At 58.4% G+C, this 21,978-nt stretch carries 17 protein-coding genes and 8 tRNA genes; 19 read left to right on the forward strand and 6 right to left on the reverse strand.

Going from position 1 to position 21,978, the window contains the following annotated elements:
* The first annotated feature begins 12 nt into the window (after nt 1-12).
* Nucleotides 13-624, forward strand: coding sequence for a hypothetical protein (locus FW756_RS03965; RefSeq protein WP_446428886.1), 612 nt, complete (start codon nt 13-15; stop codon nt 622-624).
* Between the two features lie 47 nt (nt 625-671).
* Here the strand turns inward: FW756_RS03965 and FW756_RS03970 are convergent.
* The 3 genes from FW756_RS03970 to FW756_RS03980 all read right to left on the reverse strand — a co-directional run bounded on the left by FW756_RS03970 (nt 672) and on the right by FW756_RS03980 (nt 1,240).
* Nucleotides 672-743: transfer RNA gene (locus tag FW756_RS03970), tRNA-Val, on the reverse strand.
* Nucleotides 744-804: 61 nt separating this feature from the next.
* Nucleotides 805-877 (reverse strand) — tRNA-Gly (locus FW756_RS03975).
* Between the two features lie 290 nt (nt 878-1,167).
* Nucleotides 1,168-1,240, reverse strand: a tRNA-Gly gene (locus FW756_RS03980).
* Between the two features lie 385 nt (nt 1,241-1,625).
* Between FW756_RS03980 and pyrR the strand changes: the two genes are divergently transcribed.
* The 3 genes from pyrR (at nt 1,626) to carB (ending at nt 6,767) form a co-directional block, all read left to right on the forward strand.
* On the forward strand, nt 1,626-2,177 hold the full coding sequence (gene pyrR / locus FW756_RS03985) for a bifunctional pyr operon transcriptional regulator/uracil phosphoribosyltransferase PyrR (protein ID WP_446428887.1): 552 nt from the start codon (nt 1,626-1,628) through the stop codon (nt 2,175-2,177).
* 91 nt (nt 2,178-2,268) lie between these two features.
* The gene (gene carA / locus FW756_RS03990; RefSeq protein ID WP_446428888.1) at nt 2,269-3,477 is read left to right on the forward strand and encodes a glutamine-hydrolyzing carbamoyl-phosphate synthase small subunit; all 1,209 of its coding nucleotides are present in this window, start codon (nt 2,269-2,271) and stop codon (nt 3,475-3,477) included.
* Nucleotides 3,477-6,767: a carbamoyl-phosphate synthase large subunit gene (gene carB, locus FW756_RS03995; RefSeq protein ID WP_446428889.1), complete on the forward strand. Its 3,291-nt coding sequence runs from the start codon at nt 3,477-3,479 to the stop codon at nt 6,765-6,767. Before carA ends, carB begins: the two co-directional genes overlap by 1 nt.
* A 493-nt stretch (nt 6,768-7,260) precedes the next feature.
* On the opposite strand, the gene FW756_RS04000 is transcribed toward carB, so the two are convergent.
* Together FW756_RS04000 and FW756_RS04005 are read right to left on the reverse strand one after the other, a co-directional pair.
* Nucleotides 7,261-7,332 (reverse strand) — tRNA-Val (locus FW756_RS04000).
* A 132-nt stretch (nt 7,333-7,464) separates the two neighbouring features.
* Nucleotides 7,465-8,478, reverse strand: coding sequence for a hypothetical protein (locus FW756_RS04005; RefSeq protein WP_446428890.1), 1,014 nt, complete (start codon nt 8,476-8,478; stop codon nt 7,465-7,467).
* Between the two features lie 197 nt (nt 8,479-8,675).
* Between FW756_RS04005 and FW756_RS04010 the strand changes: the two genes are divergently transcribed.
* The 8 genes from FW756_RS04010 to ruvC all read left to right on the forward strand — a co-directional run bounded on the left by FW756_RS04010 (nt 8,676) and on the right by ruvC (nt 13,917).
* Nucleotides 8,676-8,748: transfer RNA gene (locus tag FW756_RS04010), tRNA-Gly, on the forward strand.
* A 45-nt stretch (nt 8,749-8,793) separates the two neighbouring features.
* A tRNA-Cys gene (locus tag FW756_RS04015) sits at nt 8,794-8,864 on the forward strand.
* A 30-nt stretch (nt 8,865-8,894) separates the two neighbouring features.
* Nucleotides 8,895-8,966, forward strand: a tRNA-Val gene (locus tag FW756_RS04020).
* A gap of 87 nt (nt 8,967-9,053) precedes the next feature.
* Nucleotides 9,054-9,614 carry a hypothetical protein gene (locus FW756_RS04025; protein WP_446428891.1) on the forward strand — a complete coding sequence of 187 codons (561 nt, stop codon included), beginning with the start codon at nt 9,054-9,056 and terminating at the stop codon, nt 9,612-9,614.
* Between the two features lie 221 nt (nt 9,615-9,835).
* Nucleotides 9,836-11,803 carry a threonine--tRNA ligase gene (gene thrS, locus FW756_RS04030; protein WP_446428892.1) on the forward strand — a complete coding sequence of 656 codons (1,968 nt, stop codon included), beginning with the start codon at nt 9,836-9,838 and terminating at the stop codon, nt 11,801-11,803.
* The gene (locus FW756_RS04035; RefSeq protein WP_446429206.1) at nt 11,800-12,375 is read left to right on the forward strand and encodes an HIT family protein; all 576 of its coding nucleotides are present in this window, start codon (nt 11,800-11,802) and stop codon (nt 12,373-12,375) included. The genes thrS and FW756_RS04035 overlap by 4 nt, the downstream gene beginning before the upstream one ends.
* 61 nt (nt 12,376-12,436) lie before the next feature.
* Nucleotides 12,437-13,201 carry a YebC/PmpR family DNA-binding transcriptional regulator gene (locus FW756_RS04040; RefSeq protein ID WP_446428893.1) on the forward strand — a complete coding sequence of 255 codons (765 nt, stop codon included), beginning with the start codon at nt 12,437-12,439 and terminating at the stop codon, nt 13,199-13,201.
* A gap of 113 nt (nt 13,202-13,314) precedes the next feature.
* Entirely contained in the window at nt 13,315-13,917 is a 603-nt protein-coding gene (gene ruvC / locus FW756_RS04045) for a crossover junction endodeoxyribonuclease RuvC (protein ID WP_446428894.1), read from the forward strand.
* Here ruvC and FW756_RS04050 read toward each other — a convergent pair.
* The gene (locus tag FW756_RS04050) at nt 13,914-14,741 is read right to left on the reverse strand and encodes a trimeric intracellular cation channel family protein (protein WP_446428895.1); all 828 of its coding nucleotides are present in this window, start codon (nt 14,739-14,741) and stop codon (nt 13,914-13,916) included. The genes ruvC and FW756_RS04050 overlap by 4 nt on opposite strands.
* Before the next feature lie 63 nt (nt 14,742-14,804).
* Here FW756_RS04050 and recO point away from each other — a divergent pair, with 63 nt between their 5' ends.
* The 7 genes from recO (at nt 14,805) to FW756_RS04085 (ending at nt 21,796) form a co-directional block, all read left to right on the forward strand.
* Nucleotides 14,805-15,527, forward strand: a complete 723-nt coding sequence (gene recO, locus FW756_RS04055) for a DNA repair protein RecO (protein ID WP_446428896.1) — start codon at nt 14,805-14,807, stop codon at nt 15,525-15,527.
* 10 nt (nt 15,528-15,537) lie between these two features.
* A complete protein-coding gene (locus FW756_RS04060) occupies nt 15,538-16,344 on the forward strand; it encodes an isoprenyl transferase (protein ID WP_446428897.1) in 807 nt (268 codons plus the stop codon).
* A gap of 28 nt (nt 16,345-16,372) precedes the next feature.
* Nucleotides 16,373-17,569, forward strand: coding sequence for a tRNA dihydrouridine synthase DusB (dusB, locus tag FW756_RS04065; RefSeq protein WP_446428898.1), 1,197 nt, complete (start codon nt 16,373-16,375; stop codon nt 17,567-17,569).
* Nucleotides 17,570-17,576: 7 nt separating this feature from the next.
* Nucleotides 17,577-18,839 (forward strand): deoxyguanosinetriphosphate triphosphohydrolase, encoded by a 1,263-nt coding sequence (locus tag FW756_RS04070; protein ID WP_446429207.1) that lies wholly within the window; start codon nt 17,577-17,579, stop codon nt 18,837-18,839.
* 10 nt (nt 18,840-18,849) lie between these two features.
* Nucleotides 18,850-20,691: a DNA primase gene (gene dnaG / locus FW756_RS04075; RefSeq protein WP_446428899.1), complete on the forward strand. Its 1,842-nt coding sequence runs from the start codon at nt 18,850-18,852 to the stop codon at nt 20,689-20,691.
* Between the two features lie 77 nt (nt 20,692-20,768).
* Nucleotides 20,769-21,617: an ATP-binding cassette domain-containing protein gene (locus FW756_RS04080; RefSeq protein WP_446428900.1), complete on the forward strand. Its 849-nt coding sequence runs from the start codon at nt 20,769-20,771 to the stop codon at nt 21,615-21,617.
* A 106-nt stretch (nt 21,618-21,723) separates the two neighbouring features.
* Nucleotides 21,724-21,796 (forward strand) — tRNA-Asn (locus tag FW756_RS04085).
* Nucleotides 21,797-21,978 lie beyond the last annotated feature (182 nt).

A 21,978-nucleotide genomic window follows, 5' to 3' on the forward strand; every position in this document is an offset into this window, starting at 1 on the left:
GAGTCTGTATTTATGGATGAAGTGAAGTCGGACACGGGGTGGTTACATTCAAATCCTCGGCTTGGCATTGACGAATTCATGGGTTGGGTACTCTCTGACCGCGGAAGCCTGCCGCGTCGCTTTTCGAGAATGGTCCTGGTTCCTCATGAGGGAGCCGAAGCCACAGGTGACCCGGACATGCCGTTTCGCGCACCAAACGCGAATAACGCAGGATTGAGCGAGTCCCAACAGAGGTTGCTGCAGGACATTCTGCTTGAGTCGTTGGACACAGAGAGCCCCTGCGGGTATGCGTTATATGCGGGATACAACGTCCCCGGCGTTCGGAAGCATTTGAAGGAAGCAGGCTTAGGCTATTTCAGGGGTCGGCTTGCATATTTTGCGGGTGAAAGTAAGTTAGTGAATTGTCTCTTCGAGTCCGTCGAGGAAACATATGGATGCTTTCATCAGCTCTCCTATTTGTGGGACTTGGAAGGAAAATGGTGCTTCTCGATGCCGCCGGATCTTGACTTCACCACTGTTGGATGCTCAAGCGAGATCGCAGACCGAATGCTCGCAACACCCGACCTTCGGGCGACGGAAGGCATACAGGTGACTACCGGCGGGCAAGAAGCTGACAGCATCTGAAGTTGTGCAAACGAAAAAGCCCCCGGTGAAAACCGGGGGCTTATCTGTGCGCGATACTGGGATCGAACCAGTGACCCCTTCCGTGTCAGGGAAGTGCGCTACCGCTGCGCCAATCGCGCCAATATATGGCAAGTTTCAAATGAAACCCAGAAGAAAGACTCGATGAAACTCATCTTTCAGAGCGGATGACGAGATTCGAACTCGCGACCCTCACCTTGGCAAGGTGATGCGCTACCAGCTGCGCTACATCCGCATGTCATGTTGAGCGACGTTTTCGTTGCCCTGCGACTTGAATAACTATAGGGGGCGCTTGGTTGAGGGGCACAATCTGCGCAAATTCGGGCGCGTCGCTCGGCGGCTGAAGGGCACCTGAACGCACTTGGATATGTGCCCTCTGTGGCCCGGGGCGCAGAGAGTCGAAAGTAGAGGTGTCGTTTGCTTGATGGCGGATCAGGGTCTGGGGAAGGGGTGTAACCCTGAAATTACCAGCCTTGGTGTTAAGGGGAAACGAAAAAGCGCCTGGGTTTTCCCAGGCGCTGTCCGAGCGGATGACGAGATTCGAACTCGCGACCCTCACCTTGGCAAGGTGATGCGCTACCAGCTGCGCTACATCCGCATGTCACTCAAGTGGCCGTTTCTGGCGCCTTGCGACTCAATAACTATGCCGTATGCCTGCCCCTAATGCATAATCGAGGTCCATTTCGGCGCGTCGTATGGCCGGTGAAGGGCAGTATTCTCGCCAACACATGTGCGACAGTTTCTGTTTGAATAAACGAATGTTCAGAGAACGGGCGATGACTTCACCTAATGCGTGACGCAAACCATCACAGCCGACTATTCCTGAGTCATGCTCTGCTTGGGTACAGTGGGCCAAGCTCTGAGCTGACTTGAAGAAAGTTGGGACATCGTGTATCGAGTCACGCTTCGCATGCGGTAATATATGAGGGTTTTCAGCTTTTCTTTAATTCCCGTCCTGTGAGGCGGAGAAGGGAGGCTCGAATATGGGTACGCGAATTGTGCTTGAAAGTGCTGATATTTCGCGGGCGCTGACTCGAATCTCGCATGAAATTGTCGAGGCCAACAAGGGTGTTTCCGGTCTTTTGATTGTTGGTATTCCTACCCGCGGCAGCCTTTTGGCGCAGCGAATTGCTGCATTGATTTCACGCATCGCTGGTGTTGATATTCCCACCGCAACTCTTGACGTGACGATGTACAGAGATGACCTTGCCGAGAAGCCCACATTGGCTCCGCAGCCAAGCGAGATGCCAATCGAAGGCGTCGACAATCTGTCTGTTGTTCTTGTTGACGATGTCTTGTACTCAGGCCGTACCGTTCGTGCCGCTCTCGACGCATTGGCAGAGCACGGTCGACCGACTTCGGTGCGTCTTGCCACACTCATAGACCGCGGGCACAGAGAGCTCCCGATTCGCGCGGACTTCATTGGTAAGAACTTGCCGAGTTCCCGGCACGAACGAATCTCGCTACGGCTCCTTGAGCACGACGGGGTCGAAGAAGTTGCCATTTCCGTTGATGACAGTCAGCTCGTCGCATGACAGCTGAGCGGACAACCTTGATTTTCGTCCCTGCTACACACGCAGTGACGAATTACCTAGCCATTTGTAAAGACCAGACCCAGGAGGACGCGTGAACACAAACACGATTGAAGTGACTGTACCCCCATCGGGCGTCGTACCAATTGGCGCAGCGGTGCTGGTGCTTGAAGATGGGTCGCGCTTCACTGGTCGCGCATATGGTGCCACTGGTGAAACGCTTGGCGAAGTGGTGTTCGCAACCGGTATGACGGGCTACCAAGAGACACTGACTGATCCGTCGTATGCTGGCCAGATCGTTGTCATGACTGCTCCGCACATCGGAAATACTGGGGCAAACGATACGGACATGGAATCGGACAAGATCTGGGTGTCAGGTTTTGTGGTGCGAGACCGAGCACGTCGCGTCTCCAACTTCCGAGCAACTCGTTCACTCGACGAAGACCTGGTGCAGGACGGAATCGTTGGAATCGCCGGTGTTGATACGCGGGCTATTACTCGAATTCTGCGCGACGCTGGTGCGATGCGTGGCGGCGTCTTCTCAGGCGCTGCGCTGGAGCTCACCGAAGCGGAGCAGCTCGAGCGCGTGAAGAACCAAGCTTCAATGGCTGGTCGAAACCTCTCAGTAGAGGTATCGACGAAGGTGCGGTATACGGTTCCAGCCGTCGCAGGCGTTGAACGCGTGGGCACTATCGCAGTGCTCGACCTCGGTGTGAAGCGCGCGACGGTGAACTACCTCGCGGAGCACGGCTTCGACGTAGAGGTGCTGCCTGCGGCAACCACAGCTGCAGAAGTGCAGGCGCTCGAGCCTGACGCCCTCTTCTTCTCGAACGGTCCTGGTGACCCTGCCGCGAGCGATGGTCAAGTGGAAATGTTGCAGACAATGCTGCGGCAGGGGATCCCATACTTCGGGATTTGCTTCGGCAACCAGCTACTCGGACGTGCTCTCGGCTTGGACACCTACAAGCTGCCGTTCGGTCACCGTGGCATCAACCAGCCTGTGCTTGATAAGCGAACCGGTCGCGTCGAGATCACCGCGCAGAACCATGGCTTTGCTGTTGATGCGCCGATTGATGGCGAGTTTGCGTCACCCGCCGGCTTTGGACGTGTACAGGTCAGTCATTACAGCCTGAACGATCACGTTGTCGAAGGTCTTGAGTGCCTCGACATCCCTGCATTCTCGGTGCAGTACCACCCGGAGGCTGCGGCGGGGCCGCACGACGCCTTCTACCTCTTTGACCGGTTCCGCACGCTTGTGAAGGATCGCGCAGCCAGCACTACTACTTCGGGGGATGACAACTAATGCCCAAGCGTCAAGATATTAACTCAGTTCTCGTCATCGGCTCTGGCCCGATTGTTATCGGTCAGGCGTGCGAGTTTGACTACTCAGGCACCCAGGCGTGCCGCGTGCTTCGCGAAGAGGGCGTTCGCGTGATCCTCGTGAACTCAAACCCTGCGACGATCATGACTGATCCTGACTTCGCTGATGCGACGTACGTTGAGCCGATTACTTCTGAGGTCATCGAGTCGATCATCATCAAGGAAAAGCCCGACGCCATTTTGCCAACCCTCGGCGGCCAGACCGCTCTCAACGCGGCGATGGAACTCCATGAGCAGGGCATTCTTGAGAAGCACAACGTTGAGCTCATCGGTGCGAAGCCCGAAGCCATCCAGCGTGGTGAGGATCGTCAGATCTTCAAGGAGCTCGTGCTTGAGTGCGGTGCTGATGTTGCTCGCTCGCACATCGCGCATACGCTTGAAGAAGCGAAGGAATTCGCGAAGGACCTCGGCTACCCGCTCGTCGTTCGTCCGTCGTTCACGATGGGTGGCCTGGGCTCGGGCTTCGCGTACACCGAGGAAGAACTCGTCCGAATCGTTCGTGATGGCCTGCACTACAGCACCACGACCGAGGTGCTGCTTGAGGAATCGATCCTCGGCTGGAAAGAGTACGAGCTCGAGCTCATGCGCGACAACGCAGATAACTCGGTCGTGATCTGCTCGATTGAAAACGTGGATGCTGTAGGCGTGCACACGGGCGATTCGATCACCGTTGCGCCAGCACTGACGCTTACTGATCGCGAGTACCAGAAGCTTCGTGACATCTCCATTGACATCATTCGTTCTGTTGGTGTCGACACAGGTGGCTGCAACATCCAGTTCGCCATTGACCCGAAGACCGGGCGCATCATCGTCATCGAGATGAACCCCCGCGTTTCGCGCTCGTCGGCACTCGCGTCGAAGGCAACCGGATTCCCGATTGCAAAGATCGCCGCGAAGCTCGCACTGGGGTACCGGCTCGATGAGATCCCGAACGACATCACGCAGAAGACGCCCGCAAGTTTCGAACCCTCGATTGACTACGTCGTGGTGAAGACCCCTCGTTTTGCGTTTGAGAAGTTCCCAGCTGCGGATGACACGCTCACGACGACCATGAAGTCGGTCGGCGAGGCCATGGCAATCGGCCGCAACTTTACGACGGCGCTGCAGAAGTCGCTCCGTTCGCTTGAGAAGCGCGGTTCGTCATTCCATTGGGGCGAAAATGATCGCACCGTCGATGACTTGCTGGAAGCGATGAAGCGACCCACCGATGGTCGAATTATCGATATCCAGCAGGCGCTTCGTAAGGGCGCAACTATCGAACAGGTGTACGCTGCGACCGCAATCGATCCATGGTTCCTGGACCAGATCGTACTCATCAACGAAGTTGCTGACGCTGTGCAGCAGGCAGACAACCTCACGCCTGAGCTCTTGCGTGAGGCAAAGGAACACGGTTTCTCTGATGTGCAGATCGCGCAGTTGCGCGGATCGAGCGAGTCCGAAGTTCGTGGACTCCGCCACGGCCTCGGCCTGCGTCCCGTCTTCAAGACCGTCGACACGTGTGCCGGCGAGTTCCCTGCACTCACGCCGTACCACTACTCGTCTTATGACTTCGAGACTGAGGTGACGCCTTCTGAACGCAAGAAGGTGGTGATCTTGGGTTCGGGCCCGAACCGTATCGGTCAGGGCGTCGAGTTTGATTACTCGTGCGTGCACGCGTCGTTCGCCCTTGCCGAGGCAGGCTACGAGACGATCATGATCAACTGCAACCCTGAGACAGTGTCGACGGACTATGACACCTCTGACCGTCTCTACTTTGAGCCGCTGACGTTGGAGGACGTGCTCGAGGTTATCCATGCCGAGCAGGCGTCGGGTGAGCTGGTTGGCGTTGTCGTCCAACTGGGCGGCCAGACTGCTCTTGGTCTTGCGCAGCCACTCAAGGACGCGGGTATCCCGATCCTTGGCACCACGCCTGAGGCGATTGATCTTGCTGAGGAGCGTGGCGCGTTCTCTGAAATCCTCGACCGCGCTGGCATTCTTGCACCGCGCAACGGCACCGCAATCGACGAAGTGGGCGCGATCCGCATCGCCGAGGAGATCGGTTACCCCGTGCTGGTGCGCCCATCGTTCGTGCTTGGTGGCCGTGGCATGGAGATTGTGTACGATACCGATTCGTTGCACGGTTACTTTGAGCGCATCGAAGGACATGCGTTGGTTGGCCCGGGCCATCCGCTCTTGATCGATCGCTTCCTCGACGATGCAATTGAGATTGACGTCGATGCTCTGTATGACGGTGAACAGCTGTACGTCGGCGGCGTAATGGAACATATCGAAGAAGCCGGAGTGCACTCGGGTGACTCGAGTTGCACCCTGCCGCCGGTAACTCTCGGTCACGCCGAGATCGCGAAGGTGCGCGAGGCGACACGTGGCATCGCCGAAGGTATTGGCGTTCGCGGACTCCTGAACGTGCAGTTCGCCATCGCGCAGGGCGTGCTCTACGTTCTTGAGGCGAATCCTCGTGCTTCACGTACGGTGCCGTTCGTCTCAAAGGCGCTCGGAATCCCGCTTGCAAAAGCAGCTTCGCGGGTGATGGCAGGCGAGTCAATTGCAGATCTCATCGCATCAGGACTTCTCCCGGAACGCGATGGTTCACGTGTAGCAGTTGACGCACCAGTCGCTGTGAAAGAAGCAGTGCTCCCGTTCAAGCGCTTCCACACGAAGGACGGCAAGGTTGTCGACGCCCTGCTCGGTCCTGAGATGCGATCCACCGGTGAGGTTATGGGCATGGACCTGGACTTCCCGACCGCATTTGCAAAGAGCCAGGCGGCCGCGGGAAGCCCACTGCCGACGAGCGGGACGGTCTTCCTGTCTGTGGCGGATCGTGACAAGCGCGGGGTAGTGCTGCCAGCTCTGCGGTTGCAGGAACTCGGATATGAGATTCTTGCGACGCAGGGCACCCAGGTGGTGCTTGCACGGAACGGTATCAAGTCAACGGCGGTCGCAAAGCACTCCGAACGGAGCGAAGGCGAGTCAATCGTCGACCTGATTAACAGTGAGAAGGTCGACTTGATCGTGAACACTCCGGCTGGCGGATCTGCACGCGCGGACGGCTACGAGATTCGCGCAGCTGCCGTTGCGGCGGGTGTGCCAATCTTTACGACGATGTCGGAACTCTCGGCAACCGTCGGCGCGCTCTCTGCTGCGGCAATCACGTTCGACGTGAAGTCGCTGCAGGAATACCAGGCAGACCGCGACGCAGTACTCGCCAAGGCGTAACGGGACTCGACAAAGCGCCCTGCCCGTCACCAGAAATGGTGGTGGGTAGGGCGCTTTGTTGGTTGCTGCAACATCGGTAGACCTGTCGAGGTGTGGATGGCATCCTAGTCGTACAGCCGCAAGAACTGAGCCTGACACCCAAGAGGCGTGGCGGTATCTCAGCCCCTTCGCTTGGCTCATTACGCAAATCAGCTTTCCGTTGTCGGCATCACTGGTTGTTGGCTCCATCGTCGTACGGCGATTGCCAGAGCAAGCCTGCGGAATCGTTCACGAGTCAGGGGAGTGCTAGCCCGACCGTCCAAGGGGACTGATTCTTAGCCCCCGCTGAGAGTAGCCGCTCACCGTGTGCCTGCACGCAGTGAGGCAGTTACAACGGATGCGCGAGCGCACAGTGAATGCGGGCGCCCCAGCTGCGCGAAACGGGCAAAGCAACTGGCGGAATATGTCTCAGAAAAAGTGGAAAGCCCCTGGTAGTCCCAGGGGCTTTCTTTTGTGGGCGATACTGGGATCGAACCAGTGACCCCTTCCGTGTGAAGGAAGTGCGCTACCGCTGCGCTAATCGCCCGTATGTGCTGGGCTGTTATGCCTTGCAACTCCAGCTACATTACACGACGGTGTTTTTGTCTCTAAACTCGATGTATTCCGGGCGCGTAGCGAAATCTTGGTGGGCGAGTGCCAAGCAACCAAGATGGCAGAGTTATTCTTCAACCTGGTCGCTTGGCTCTGGGGCCTCGATGATGGGAGCTGGCATGGAATTCATTGAAGCATCGAGCTCAGCGCCGATCTGCTTGAGTCCCTCAAGCTCGTCACGAAGTTCGTTGTAGCGGTCCGTGTCAGTGCGCAGTGACGCAAGCTGGTCTTCAAGGTCTGCATGCCAGTCGAGGAGGTGCCAGCGAATCTCGTCGAATTCTGCAACGTTGTTGCTGAATTCGAATCGCTCGTTGCGATCCTTGAACTCGGCAGTTTCGGAGTTGTATGCGGCGACGGATGCCGTGTACTCGTCACTGCGCTTTTCAATCGATGCTTTCAGGGTCGTGAGTTCTTCAGAAAGCGATGCTGCCCGAGCGCGCAGGTCAATAAAGACGCTGAATACCTGCTCGTGGACATCAACGATGTCAACACGGTTGTTAAACCAGTTCGCATAGCGAGCTTCGAGTTTCTTGCTGAGTGAAAGCTCCTCGGTGCCGAGTACCGCGAAGAGTTCGTTTGCGTAAGCGGTGGGGGAGAGTGATTCGTATACCTGCATTCGCTCAGCCAGTTCCGGTGAATCAGTGACAAGCCTGTCGTACTCGGCCCGCAGCTCCTTGGCGAGCGCTTCCTGTTCGGCCGGAGTCATTCGCGCGAACACCGCGTGCAACAGTTCGTGGGCTGCTGTGACTTCCACGATGCCTTCGAGACGTGGATCTGTGACGTTAAACAGGAAAATGTTGTTCCGCTTGAAGCAGCCAAGAACATGGCTTTCTTCAGAGTGGTTCACCCCTGAGCACCAGGCCGTGAAATGTTCCGCGCCGCCAATAGCGGGCTCTGAAGCGAGAAAGATTCTTTCGCCGGTCGGGGTCAAGTCAAGGCTCTCGGTAAGCCGCTCGATCTCGGGTGACGCGTCGAACGTGGAAGCGACAAAGTGATCTTTGATGACGCCGCGATTCATGAACGCGAACGCGAGAAGCAGGACAATCAGGAGCGAAATGATGACGGCAATGCACCGTTTCATGACCACTCTGCCTGTTCGCCGCATGATTACAAGGTTAGTTGAGGCCGCACTGCAAAAGCCAGGAGAATGGCGTAAATTAGCCAAAGAATGCCCTCGCCACTCCCGGGGCGGCGGTGAAGATTTGCACTGCCCCGCGAAATCCCCCTATAGTTATCTACGTCGCAAGGACGAAACGGAAACGTGAGTTCGGCTGACATGCGGATGTAGCGCAGCTGGTAGCGCATCACCTTGCCAAGGTGAGGGTCGCGAGTTCGAATCTCGTCATCCGCTCTGATCATGATATTTATCGTGATTTTGTGGTGGCAAATCACATACGGTGGCGTGGCCGAGAGGCGAGGCAGCGGCCTGCAAAGCCGTATACACGGGTTCGAATCCCGTCGCCACCTCGTATTTACAACTGAATAGCCTAAAAATAGGCGCGATTGGCGCAGCGGTAGCGCACTTCCCTGACACGGAAGGGGTCACTGGTTCGATCCCAGTATCGCGCACAGTAAGAAAACCCTTGAGAAATCAAGGGTTTTCTTGTTTTATGGGTGGTTTATCAGATGTCGTTTTTTGCGAACCATGGAGGACACGTGACCGAGCTCTACATTGATGACATGGACGGCGACGGCACCTCTCCAAACACCAGCCACCCTCGGTTTGTGGCGGTTGCACCCGACTGGTTTTACGAAGAGATGTACGACTTTGCCCCGTTCGGCAGCGACGATGGCAGTGACGCACTTCGTGGCCTTGAGGACTGGTTCTCGGCTCACGGCGCCGGTGCTGATCCTGAGGAGTATCTTGCTCATGCGCTTGCCGACTCCGGCTTCGAAATTCCGGAGGGCCTCGCTGACGGGCCCGAACAAGAGCTGCTGGCTTGGGCTCGAGCAGATGGCATGAATGAATCTGCCCTGCTGTTCGCAGCGTGCACGCGTGTCGCGACCGCGCTTGGACAGATGAAAATCACCGGCAATCTCGGGCCTCAGATGCTTCGGGAGGGTCGTCAGGGGCTCCGCATCTGGCAGTCGCTCACCAGTGACACTGCATTGCATCCGAATTGGCCGCATCGAGAAGAGGCGTTAGGCCGTCTGGTTGCCATGGGGCAAGCACTTGACGCATTTGAGAGCGGCAAGACGGCACTGCAGGGCAGCTAGGCACCCAGGGGAGTCTAGCTTGCAGATCCGCTCCGGTGAACTGCGGCAGAGCGAACCGACCAGAATCTGACACCCCGGTTTTGTGTGCGTAGGTTTCGCGGCAAGTTCTCGCATTGACGGGAGTTTTCCTGCCCAACACTGTGCGCGGCTGGCAATTGAGACAGCCGCAGGCGTTAGGATTGTGGGGTTAGTCTCTACTGTCTTCGAAGGAGTGTGCCCCAGTGGCCGATGGCTTCTCCCTGTTTACCGATCGTTCGATCGTTGCAATGCGCGTTAATGGCGAGCTGAAAGATCTTGCCGCGACGGTAACTGAGACGGATACGGTCGAGCCTGTCACTATTGACAGTGAAGATGGCCTCTCGATTCTTCGCCACTCGGCAGCTCATGTGCTCGCGCAGGCTGTGCAGCGCATCAACCCTGAAACCAAGTTGGGTATTGGCCCGCCCATTACTGACGGTTTCTACTACGACTTCGATCCCTCGACTCCGTTCACGCCTGAAGATTTGAAGGCAATTGAGAAGGAGATGCAGAAGATCGTCAAGCAGGGCCAACGCTTCGTCCGACGCGTGGTCACTGAAGATGAAGCTCGTGCAGAACTTGCGAACGAACCCTACAAGCTTGAATTGATCGGGCTCAAGGGTGGCGCGGATCAGGGCTCAGACAATGAGAGCGTCGAGGTCGGCGGCGCCGAACTCACGATCTACGACAACGTCGACCCCAAGACTGGTGAGCTGTGCTGGAAAGATCTCTGCCGCGGCCCGCATGTTCCCTCGACACGCATGATTGGTAATGGCTGGGCGCTCATGCGTTCGGCCGGCGCCTATTGGCGCGGCAGCGAGAAGAACCCGATGCTGCAGCGCATCTACGGCACGGCTTGGCCCACGAAGGATGAGCTTCGCACCTACCAGGTTCGTCTTGAAGAAGCAGCGAAGCGCGACCATCGCAAGCTCGGTGTTGAACTCGACCTGTTTAGCTTCCCTGACGAGATCGGTTCTGGCCTCGCGGTGTTCCACCCGAAGGGTGGCATTATTCGTCACGAGATCGAGACCTTCATGCGTGAAGAACTCATCCGTAACGGGTACGAGGTCGTGAACACGCCACACATCACTAAGGGCACCCTGTTTGAGACCAGCCAGCACCTGAACTGGTACAAGGACGGCATGTTCCCGGCGATGCACCTCGACGAGGTGGTCAACGACGAAGGACAGGTTATTAAGCAGGGCCAGGATTACTACCTGAAGCCCATGAACTGCCCGTTCCACAACTTGATCTTCCGTTCACGCGCCCGCAGCTACCGTGAACTTCCGCTGCGACTCGCTGAGTTCGGCACGGTGTACCGCTACGAGAAGAGCGGCACGCTTGCCGGCCTGACCCGCGTGCGTGGTTTGACTCAGGATGACGCGCACATTTACGTCACCGACGAGCAGGTGAAGGGTGAGCTCAAGCGTCAGCTTGAGTTTGTATTCGCAACACTTCGCGCGTACGGCCTTGATGACTTCTACCTTGAGCTCTCAACGCGAGACCCTGAGAAGTCGGTTGGCACTGACGAACAGTGGGCTACCGCTGAGCAGACACTCCGCGAGGTTGGTGAAGAGTCCGGTCTCGAACTCGTCGCCGATCCGGGTGGGGCTGCGTTCTACGGCCCGAAGATTTCGGTTCAGGCACGCGATGCGATCGGTCGTACCTGGCAGCTTTCGACGGTGCAGCTCGACTTCAACCAGCCTGAACTCTTCGAACTTGATTACGCTGCGGCAGACGGAACGCGCAAGCAGCCGGTTATGATCCACCGTGCACTGCTTGGGTCGGTAGAGCGTTTCTTCGCAATTCTGCTTGAGCACTATGCGGGCGTGTTCCCCGTCTGGCTGTCGCCAGTGCAGGCCGTGGGCATTCCTGTCGCAGAGGAGTACGGCCCCTACCTTGACGAGGTTGTTGCGAAGCTTCGCAAGGCAGGTGTTCGCGCAGAGGTTGATCATTCTGACGACCGGATGCCGAAGAAGATCCGTAACCACACCAAGGCGAAGGTTCCGTTCCAGCTCATTGCCGGTGAAGATGACCGTGCCGCTGGCGCTGTCAGCTTCCGGTTCCGTGATGGCACCCAGCTCAACGGGGTGCCTGTTGACGAGGCAATCTCCCGCATCGTGAACGCGATCGAAACTCATGAGCAGGTGACGACTGCGTGGACCGAATGAACGAGTCTGCGGATGTAGACCCCACACCCTCGATTGAGGGCGTGGGCGAGCGAGGAACCGTTGGCGTTGCTGACGACCTCGCTCGCCTGTGGGTTCCACACCGCATGGTCTACGTTTCAGACGATCGACAGCCAACGAAGTCAGACTGCCCGTTCTGTGCAGCTCCCGACATGAGCGATGAAGACGCGCTTATTGTGTTTCGGGGTAAAACCGCGTACGTGATCATGAACCTGTTCCCGTACAACAACGGTCATGTTCTCGTCTGCCCGTACCGTCATATCGCGCAGTATGACGAAGCTTCCGTCGAAGAGGTCGCCGAAATCGGTGAACTCACGCAGAAAGCGATGCGAGTGCTTCGGCGGGTCATGGGCTGCCACGGTTTCAACCTGGGTATGAACCAGGGTGAAATTGCGGGAGCCGGTATTGCCGCACACCTGCACCAGCACATTGTGCCAAGGTGGGCAAACGATGCCAATTTCTTCCCCATCATCGCGAAGACAAAGGCGATGCCGCAGTTGCTCGGCGACCTGCGTGAGGCGATTGCGGTTGCGTGGGCCGATCCACCGGATTGATCCGCACCCGCCGTTTTATCACCTCTGAGTATCAACGAACTTTCACGAAAAGGAGCTCCCCATGGCAGGACACTCCAAGTGGGCAACCACTAAGCATAAGAAGGCTATTCTCGATTCGCGTCGTGCGAAGGCTTTCGCAAAGTACATCAAGGTCATCGAAGTTGCTGCCCGTATCGGTGGCGCTGATCTTGCGGGCAACCCGGCACTTGCTGAGGCCGTCCACAAGGCAAAGAAGAACTCGGTGCCCGGTGACAACATCGATCGCGCGATCAAGCGTGGCGCTGGTCTGACCGGTGAGTCCATTGAGTACATGAACATCATGTACGAGGCATACGGACCCAACGGTGTCGCGCTCATGATCGAATGTCTGACCGACAACAAGAACCGCGCAGCAGCAGAGGTTCGCACCGCGCTCACCCGTAACAACGGTGCGTTGGGCGAGCAGGGCAGCGTTGCGTACAACTTCGCACGCAAGGGAGTCATTACGGTTCCCGCTGCGGGCACCACTGAGGACGATGTCCTCATGGCCGTGCTCGACGCTGGCGCAGATGAAGTGACACCGACGCCGAATGGTGAGGCTTTTGAGGTCTACACCGAGCCTACCGATGTTGAGGTAGTTCGTAAGGCTCTCGTTGACGCCGGCATCGAATACGACTCGGCTGAGACCGAGTTCGTTCCGAACCTCAAGGTCGAAATTGATGCTGACACCGCCCGCAAGGTGTTCCGCCTCATCGATGCACTTGAAGACAGCGACGATGTGCAGAACGTATTCTCGAACTTCGACCTCACCGCAGAGGTGCAGGCGGAGCTCGCAGAAGACGAGTAAGTCATGCGTGACCGAGGCCTGCCGCGAAGTAATTGAGCGTGGCAGGCCTCAGTCATATCCTGCGGTGGTCCACCGCAATCACATCGCCTACCCTCACCTCGAAATGAGTGCTCATGAGTCGAATCATCGGGATTGACCCTGGACTGACCCGCCTCGGTGTCGGGATCGTCACCGCGGGCGCGTCCCGCCAGGTCACCTTTGAGCACGTCGAAGTGCTGCGAACCTCGGCAGATACGCCGCTCCCGAAACGGTTACATACCCTTGGCAAGAGCATCGGGCGGCTCCTTGACGGCGAAAAGCCGACAGCAATCGCTCTCGAGCGTGTTTTTGCGCAAGATAACGTGGCGAGCGTGATGGGAGTCGCGCAGATCAGCGGCGTAGTGATGTTTCTCGCAGAAGAACGGGGGATACCCGTCTCGTTGTACACCCCAAACGAGGTCAAGGCACAGGTCACCGGCTACGGTGCAGCTGACAAGGCGCAGGTCACCACGATGGTGACCCGACTCCTGAAACTTGCCGCGCCACCAAAACCAGCAGATGCTGCAGACGCACTCGCACTCGCAATTACGCACGCATGGAACGTGAGTAGAGGCGGATCCGCCAGCCGAATGGAGCGGTTCGATGGCGTGGGTGCGCCAGTGACAGAAACTCCGGCGCAACGCGCATGGCGAGAGGCTGAGGCCAAGCTCGGAAAGCGCCGCGGCGCGCGCACCTAAACCTTCGGTGTTGGCCCCGTGTAGCCGAAACGCTCGTCTTCGTCTGGATCGTCTGCGGGCTCAGGGCCAGCGTTTGGCAGCGGGTACGCATCAGGAAGAATATCCGGGAGTGGCATCGGGAGATTGAGCGCGCCTGTCTCGAGTGCCTCCTGAATCGCGACTTCGACCTCACGTTGCTTTCGCAGGCGGATCCGCGTCAGGGCGCGCTGCTCTGGCAAGCTCCAGCCAAAACGCACGGCGAGCAAACGCACTACCGTCGTGACGACGACACAGACCGTGCCTGCGATCAATACCGGAACTTTGAACATCAATAGGACGGTGAGCACGCTCACTCCGGCGAGACTTGCGATCGCATAGAGCGACCCGACATGCATGAGTGCAATTGGCATGTTGAGCATCACATCTCGTAACGCGCCGCCACCAACTGCTGAAACCATTCCGATAAAGATGGCTGGAACGATGGGGAGCCCCATTTCGAAGGCCTTGGTCGTGCCAATTGCGCCGAACATGCCGATGCTGATCGCGTCCAAGAACGTAATCGCGGGGTCAAGTCGCTCAAAGATGCGAGGCAGGCTCATACCCAACAACGCTGCACCAATAGCAACGATGAGGTAGTAGTTGTTCGAAAATGCCGCTGGCGTTACCCCAAGCAGCATGTCGCGCAAGAAACCGCCGCCGACGCCTGTCGCGACGCCGATGAGTGCAACGCCGAGCAGGTCAAGTTTCTTAAAGCCCGCAGCGAAAAGGGCGCCCTGAAGGCTACCCGTGCCGACCGCAATGAGGTCAGCAGCAAGCGGAGTCTGAAAGGTTTCATCGAGCAGCACACCCCTATTCTTCCACCGCTTTGCTCGCAGTTCGCTCGACGAGTAATAGGGAATACTAGAGACATGCCCCTGTACCGTGAAGTTGGCGTGGTTCTGCGCACCCAGAAGCTGGGTGAAGCGGACCGCATCATTACGCTGTTCACGCGCGGCCACGGCATTCTGCGCGCGGTTGCGAAGGGAGTCCGCCGGACCTCGTCGAAGTTCGGCGCTCGACTTGAGCCGTTTATGGTGGCTGATCTGCAGTGCTTTGAAGGACGCACGCTGGACACCATCACGCAGGCCTCCACTCTCGGCTCCTATGGTGCTCAGATTACTGCGGACTACGACCGGTATCGCGCCGCGAGTGTCATCGCGGAGACCGCTGAGCGTCTCGGGGAGGGGGACCCATCAGAGCAGCAGCTACGTCTGGTGATTGGAGCGCTGCGCACACTTGCTGCTGGAAGGATTCCTCCTGGACTCGTGCGGGATGGGTACTTGTTGCGTGCACTCGGCGAAGCCGGCTGGACTCCCGGGCTGGACGAGTGCGTGCGGTGTGGTGCCGAAGGTCCACACACACTGTTTGCGGTGCAGCTCGGTGGTGTGGTGTGTGAAGACTGCAAGATTGCTGGCATTCCGCGGCTCGACCCAGAGACCATAGGGTTGCTCACAGCACTTGGCGCGGGCAATTGGGAAGACGTTTCGCACGGGACAGAACGCGCAGTTGACCAGTCTGCTGGCATTGTGGCGGCTTACACCCAGTGGCACCTTGAGCGCGGCCTGCGCGCACTCAAGGTCGGCCGGGCCTAAACTGTCACCCATGCACCAGGCACCCGATACCCTCGTCCCTGTCGATTGGACAGGGGAGCAGCCCCCGAGATTTGCTGGACCAGCACCTAAGCACGTCGCCATTGTGATGGATGGTAACGGTCGCTGGGCGAATCAGCGCGGGCTAGCTCGTGTCGAGGGACACAAGATGGGGGAGCAGGCGCTGCTCGACGTCGTTGCCGGTGCGATTCAGGCTGGCGTGAAGCATCTGAGCGTGTATGCCTTCTCAACAGAGAATTGGCGGCGTTCGCCCGATGAGGTGCGCTTCCTGATGGGGTTCAATCGTGACGTGCTGCGGCGCAGGCGAAATCAGCTCGACGCGTGGAACGTTCGAATGCGCTGGGCAGGTCGTCGTCCGAAGCTTTGGGGCTCAGTGATCAAAGAGCTGCAAGCCTCAGAGCGGGTGACCCGAGACAACACGGGTCTCACTCTCACCATGTGCGTGAACTATGGCGGGCGAAACGAGATTACCGACGCGGTCCGACGCATTGCTGAAGAGGTGAAGCGCGGAGAGCTGAGCCCGAAGGGGATTACCGAGCGTGTCATCGAGCGACACCTCTACGTCCCTGAGCTTCCAGAGGTAGATCTCTTTGTGCGAAGCTCCGGTGAACAACGCACGAGTAACTTCATGCTCTGGCAGTCTGCATATGCAGAGATGGTATTTCTCGACACACTGTGGCCTGATTTCGGCCGCAAGGAGCTTTGGGAGGCGATCCGCATTTTCCATGCGCGAGATCGCCGATTCGGCGGTGCGATTGATACTCCGCAAGATGAGCGCAACTCAGCTGAACTGAGTTGACAGCAGGATCTGAGAGAATAGACGCGATATGACTGCTCAGACTGCCACGGCGCCCGCCCTGAAAATTGGCCCGCTCGAACTCGATGTCCCCGTCATCCTTGCGCCGATGGCTGGTATTACGAACACCGCATTCCGTCGCCTCTGCCGTGAATACGGTGTCGGCCTGTACGTCAGCGAGATGGTGACGACGCGTGCGCTGGTTGAGCGAACGCCAAAGTCGCTCCAGCTCATCAAGCATCACGAGAGTGAGACCACGCGGTCGATCCAGCTGTACGGCGTCGACCCGACGACGGTGTCTGAGGCAGTGAAGTTTTTGGTTGGCGAGAACCTTGCCGACCACATCGATCTCAACTTTGGTTGCCCCGTGCCTAAGGTAACGCGCCGCGGTGGTGGCTCGGCACTTCCATGGAAGAGTGACCTGTTCCGCGCCATCGTCGAAGGCGCGGTGAAGGCGGCAGGCGACATCCCGCTGACCGTCAAGATGCGTAAGGGCATTGACGCGGATCACCTCACCTACCTTGATGCCGCACGTGCTGCGGAGGGTGCGGGCGTTGCCGCGATCGCACTGCACGGTCGAACGGCAAATGAGTTCTATTCAGGGCAGGCTGACTGGTCATCGATCGCCAAGCTGAAGGAGACAATCACCAGTGTCCCCGTGCTGGGAAACGGTGATATTTGGGCAGCTGACGACGCGATCCGCATGGTTCGTGAGACCGGGTGCGACGGAGTCGTCGTGGGACGTGGTTGCCTGGGTCGTCCCTGGTTGTTTGGTGATCTCGCGGCTGCATTCAAGGCCGAGGCGGGCCAGATCAGTGCTGATGAAGCTGCTGCGGCGATCGCTCACCCGAATCTTGGTGAGGTAATGGTCGCAATGCGACGTCACACCGAGCTTCTCGTTGACTTCTACGAGGGCTCTGAAGAGCGTGCGTGCCGCGATATTCGTAAGCACGTCGCGTGGTACTTCAAGGGTTACGGTGTTGGCGGAGAAACCCGTCGCGCGCTCGCGACCGTCGAATCGTTCGATCAGATGGATGCGATCTTCGACACCATGGATCGTGCAATGCCATACCCGGGTGAAGGCGCAGAAGGCCAGCGTGGCCGTGCGGGTAGCCCAAAGCGCACGATCCTTCCGTACGGCTGGCTCGACAGTCGCGAAACGACCCACATTGACCTCGCTGCGCTCGCAGAAGGCGAAGGAGATGAGACCGGAGTAGACGGTGGCTAATCGTGCAATGCCCGGCGAGGCAACGATGCCTCCTGGGTACGGTTCGGCAGACGCTGAACGATTCCTTCCCGAGACGCACAGCGGTGCGCGTGGAGATTTCGCGCGCGACCGAGCTCGAGTCTTGCACTCAAGCGGCTGGCGACGCCTTTCAGCGAAGACGCAAGTACTCAGCCCGACCGCGGGCGTAGATTTTGCGCGTAACCGGCTGACGCACTCCCTCGAGGTCGCGCAGATTGGTCGTGAACTTGCCGCGTCGCTTGGGCTCTCGCAGGATGTCGTGGACACGGCGTGCCTCGCGCATGACCTGGGCCACCCGCCCTTCGGGCATAACGGTGAACGAGCCCTCAACGAGTGGATGACGGGCTTTGGCGGGTTTGAAGGGAACGCGCAGACGCTGCGTATTCTCACCCGTCTCGAACCGAAGCATTTCACTGCAGACGGTGAGAGTGCCGGTCTGAATCTCACGCGCGCGACGCTCGATGCGAGTTGCAAGTATCCGTGGGCACTTGATGAAGCGGCCCCAGGCAGCATGAAGTTCGGGTATTTTGCTGATGATTCGCCCGTGTTTGACTGGCTTCGTCAGGGCGCCGTCGGCCGTCAAAAGTGCGCAGAAGCGCAGGTCATGGACCTGTCAGATGACATCGCGTATTCGGTGCATGACTTCGAAGATGCAATCGTGAGCGAGCACATCGATCCACTCTTTTTGACCGCGCGTTCAGGCCATGACGCCTTGATCGGCGCAGTGTCAGATTGGGCTGGTGGTGACTTTACTGCCGATGAGCTTGGCGCAGCGTTTGACCGTATGGCCCACAGCCAAAACTGGCTGACAAGCTGGAACGGATCTCGCCGTGACCAGGCGCAGCTTAAGAATTTCACGAGTGACATGATCGGTCGGTTTGCGCGCGAGTCAATTTCCGCAACCGAGGCTGCAGCCAATGGAACTTCGCTCGCGAGGTATGGTGCAGAGATTGTGGTGCCACGTGAGATCCATGCCGAAATTGCAACGCTGAAAGGCATCGTTGCCGCGTTTGTTATGCAAAGTGGCCGCCGACAGCCAACGTATCGCCGACAGCGTAGTTTGCTCATTGAGCTCCTGCACACGCTGTGGGAAGCCGGGCCGCAAGAGCTTGAACCTGCGTTTGCCGCGGATTTCCGCGCAGCAAAGGACGAGGCAGGCGCCAGGCGTGCGATCGTCGACCAGGTCGCATCACTGACTGATCAGTCGGCAATCGCTTGGTATGAGCGCCTCTGCACGGCTTCACTCGTCTAAACTTCACCTCATGGCCGGCCGAATCAAAGCAAGTGATGTTGAAGAGGTCAAGCGACGCACAAATCTCGCGGATCTCGTAGGGGACTACGTCGCCCTCAAGAACGGTGGCATCGACTCCATGAAGGGCCTCTGCCCGTTTCATGATGAGCGAAGCCCGAGTTTTCATGTACGCCCGGCGCTGGGTTATTTCCACTGTTTCGGCTGTGGCGAGTCTGGTGATGCGATCAGCTTCCTGCAGAAACACGATCATCTGTCATTTACGGAGTCCGTGGAGCGCCTCGCCGCGCGTACGAACTATGTATTGACGTATGAAGATGGTCCTGCGAGTCGTGAGGACGGCCCGCCGCGGGCTCGATTGCTGGCAGCCAATCAGGATGCCGCGCAGTTCTACCGTGAGCAGCTGTTGCAGTCTGAGGAGGCAGGCACCGGCCGAGCGTTCCTCGAGCAGCGTGGATTTGACCGCGAGGCGTGGGCAACGTTTGGCGTCGGCTATGCTCCGCGTGGCTGGGACGCACTCACCTCATACCTTCGCGGGAAGGGGTACACGCCACAGGAGCTCGTGCTTTCTGGGCTTGTTTCCGAAGGGCAGCGTGGGGTCTACGACCGCTTCCGTGGACGTGTGGTGTGGCCGATCCGCGACACCAGCGGGCAGGTTCTCGGGTTTGGTGCTCGCAAGTTGTACGACGATGACCAAGGTCCGAAGTATCTGAACACGCCAGAAACCCCGGTCTACCATAAGTCGCGCGTGCTGTACGGGCTGGACCTCGCCAAGAAGGCGATATCTCGGGGCAAGCGCGTCGTTGTTGTTGAGGGCTACACAGACGTCATGGCGTGCTATCTCGCCGGGGTTGAGTGCGCGGTTGCGACCTGTGGCACTGCGTTTGGCCCTGATCACATCCAGGTGCTTCGGCGCATGATGGGTGATGACACCGCGGCTGAAGTGATCTTCACGTTTGATCCCGACGAAGCGGGTCAAAAGGCAGCACTTCGCGCGTTTGCGGAAGAGAAGCGTTTTAGTGCGCAAACGTATGCGGCCGTCGCTCCCGACGGCTACGATCCTTGCGATCTTCGGCTTCACCAGGGGGACGAGGCTGTACGTGACCTGTTCGATCGTAAGATTCCACTCTTCCAGTTCGCACTGAAGCAAGCGATTAGTCGGTTTGACCTCAATACCATTGAGGGGCGAATTGCGGCATTGAGAGCAGCGGCACCGATTGTGGCTGGGATTAAAGACCCGTCGATCCGCCCCGCATACACGCGCGAACTCGCTCGCATGCTGGGAATGGATCTGCCCGAAGTGCAACACGCTGTGCGCACGGGCCGATCGCAGGTCCTTCCTGCGCGTGAGATCACTTCGGAGCCAGAGCCGTGGGCACATGGCCCGACGCTCGCGACACTGCAGTTCCAGCCGACGATGCTACTTGAGCGCGATGCGCTGATGGCAATGTTGCAGCAGGCGCAGGCGATCGGTTATGACCTACTTGCGCAGGTGGTGACGGCGCAGGTGCATGAGCCCAATCTTCGGGTGGTGCGTGATGCGCTTGCGGTTGCGCTGCCCGAATGGCAGGGTGACGGGTGGATTCCCGCGGTCGTCGCTGCCGCCCCTGAGTCACACCGCACACTCGTGCGTGAACTCGCGGTTGCTCCGCTCCCACAGAAGAATGCGGATCTCCTCGCCACTTATGCGCGTGGCGTCACCGTTGCTCTGCTTGACCGCGATCTGCAGGCTTTGAAGCAAGAGCTTTTGGCGAGGCTGCAACGTCAGAGCGAAGTGGGGAGTGAGGAGTCGCTCCTCATTCAGCAGCAGCTCGTTGCGCTTGAAGCGGCTCGGCGAAGTCTGAAACACGAGTAGCGACACACGCGGCTCTGCTCGGTGAACGCCAGTAGGGTGAGTTACGTACATTCTTATCTCGGAACGGAAGCAGCATTATGGCTCACCCAAATCCGCAGGCGGATCCGGCAATTTCGGCATCGGATCTCTCGCTCGGTTACCCAGCTCACGGCGGCGGGGCGGCATTCCAGGCTGTCGAAGGTGTGAGCTTTGAGCTTGCGCGAGGCGGCGTGCTCGCTGTGCTTGGCGAGAGCGGATCGGGTAAGTCGACCATGACAAAGTTCCTTGCGGGGCGGGCAAAGGATGCCGGCGACAAGGGCGCGCGGATCAAGCACGTTGGTGGCGCAGGTACGACGCTTGACATTGATCTCACGAGGGCCTCACGAGGCACCCGAAACAAGCTCACCGCCTACGTTGGCTACCTCAGCCAAAATGAGGGGGCGACACTCACCGCGGAGCTCACGGTCGGTGATGTGCTGCTTGAACCGGTTTCGGAGCGCACTCGTAAATTTGATCGTGACGCGATGGGCGAGGTGATCGCTGAGATGATGGACATTGTTGCCCTTCCCCTCAGTACGCTGCAGCAGTTCCCGCACGAGCTCTCGAAGGGCCAACGGCAGCGAATCGCCGTCATGCGTTCACTCATGCTGGAGCCGCCGGTGTACATCGCTGACGAGCCGACGCTCGGTGTTGACGCGAACAATCGCCCGCGGATCGTGGAATTGCTGCGCTGGTACCACAAGCGAACGAACTCAGCGATGATGCTCATTAGCCACGACATTGGCATGCTCGAAGCCTTGGTGGAAGACGTTCTCGTCATGCAGCAGGGTCGAATCGTGGGGGCCGGCGACATTAACGCGATTTTCCGGCAGGCGGATCACGAGTATGTACAACGGCTCGCGCAGGCTTTGCGCAGCACGGCGTATGACGAGATTGCCACGGAGTAGTTGTGTGCGTGAGTTTACGCGAGGCGGGGACGCGCGCGGGATCTTGAACTGATTTGCAGCGGCCCTTTCTCGCGGGCTACTATCGTTTACGTTGCTTCGGCAATGATCCCCTGTAGCTCAGTTGGCAGAGCGCTTGACTGTTAATCAGGATGTCGCTGGTTCGAGCCCAGCCGGGGGAGCGATCAAAACCCTTGTTCTTCGGAACAAGGGTTTTTCGTTTGTGTGCCTGGAATGTGAAGCAGCGCGCCCCAAGTCGCCACGTTTGCTGTCGGCGTGCGGCTTTTGCGGCGTGCGTGAAGCAAGAATGTGCAACTTGCGTGGCGACACGGCGGAATGATTTGCGATTGCGCTCGGCAGGCCG

Source organism: Leucobacter sp. 1207-22 (assembly GCF_052850455.1).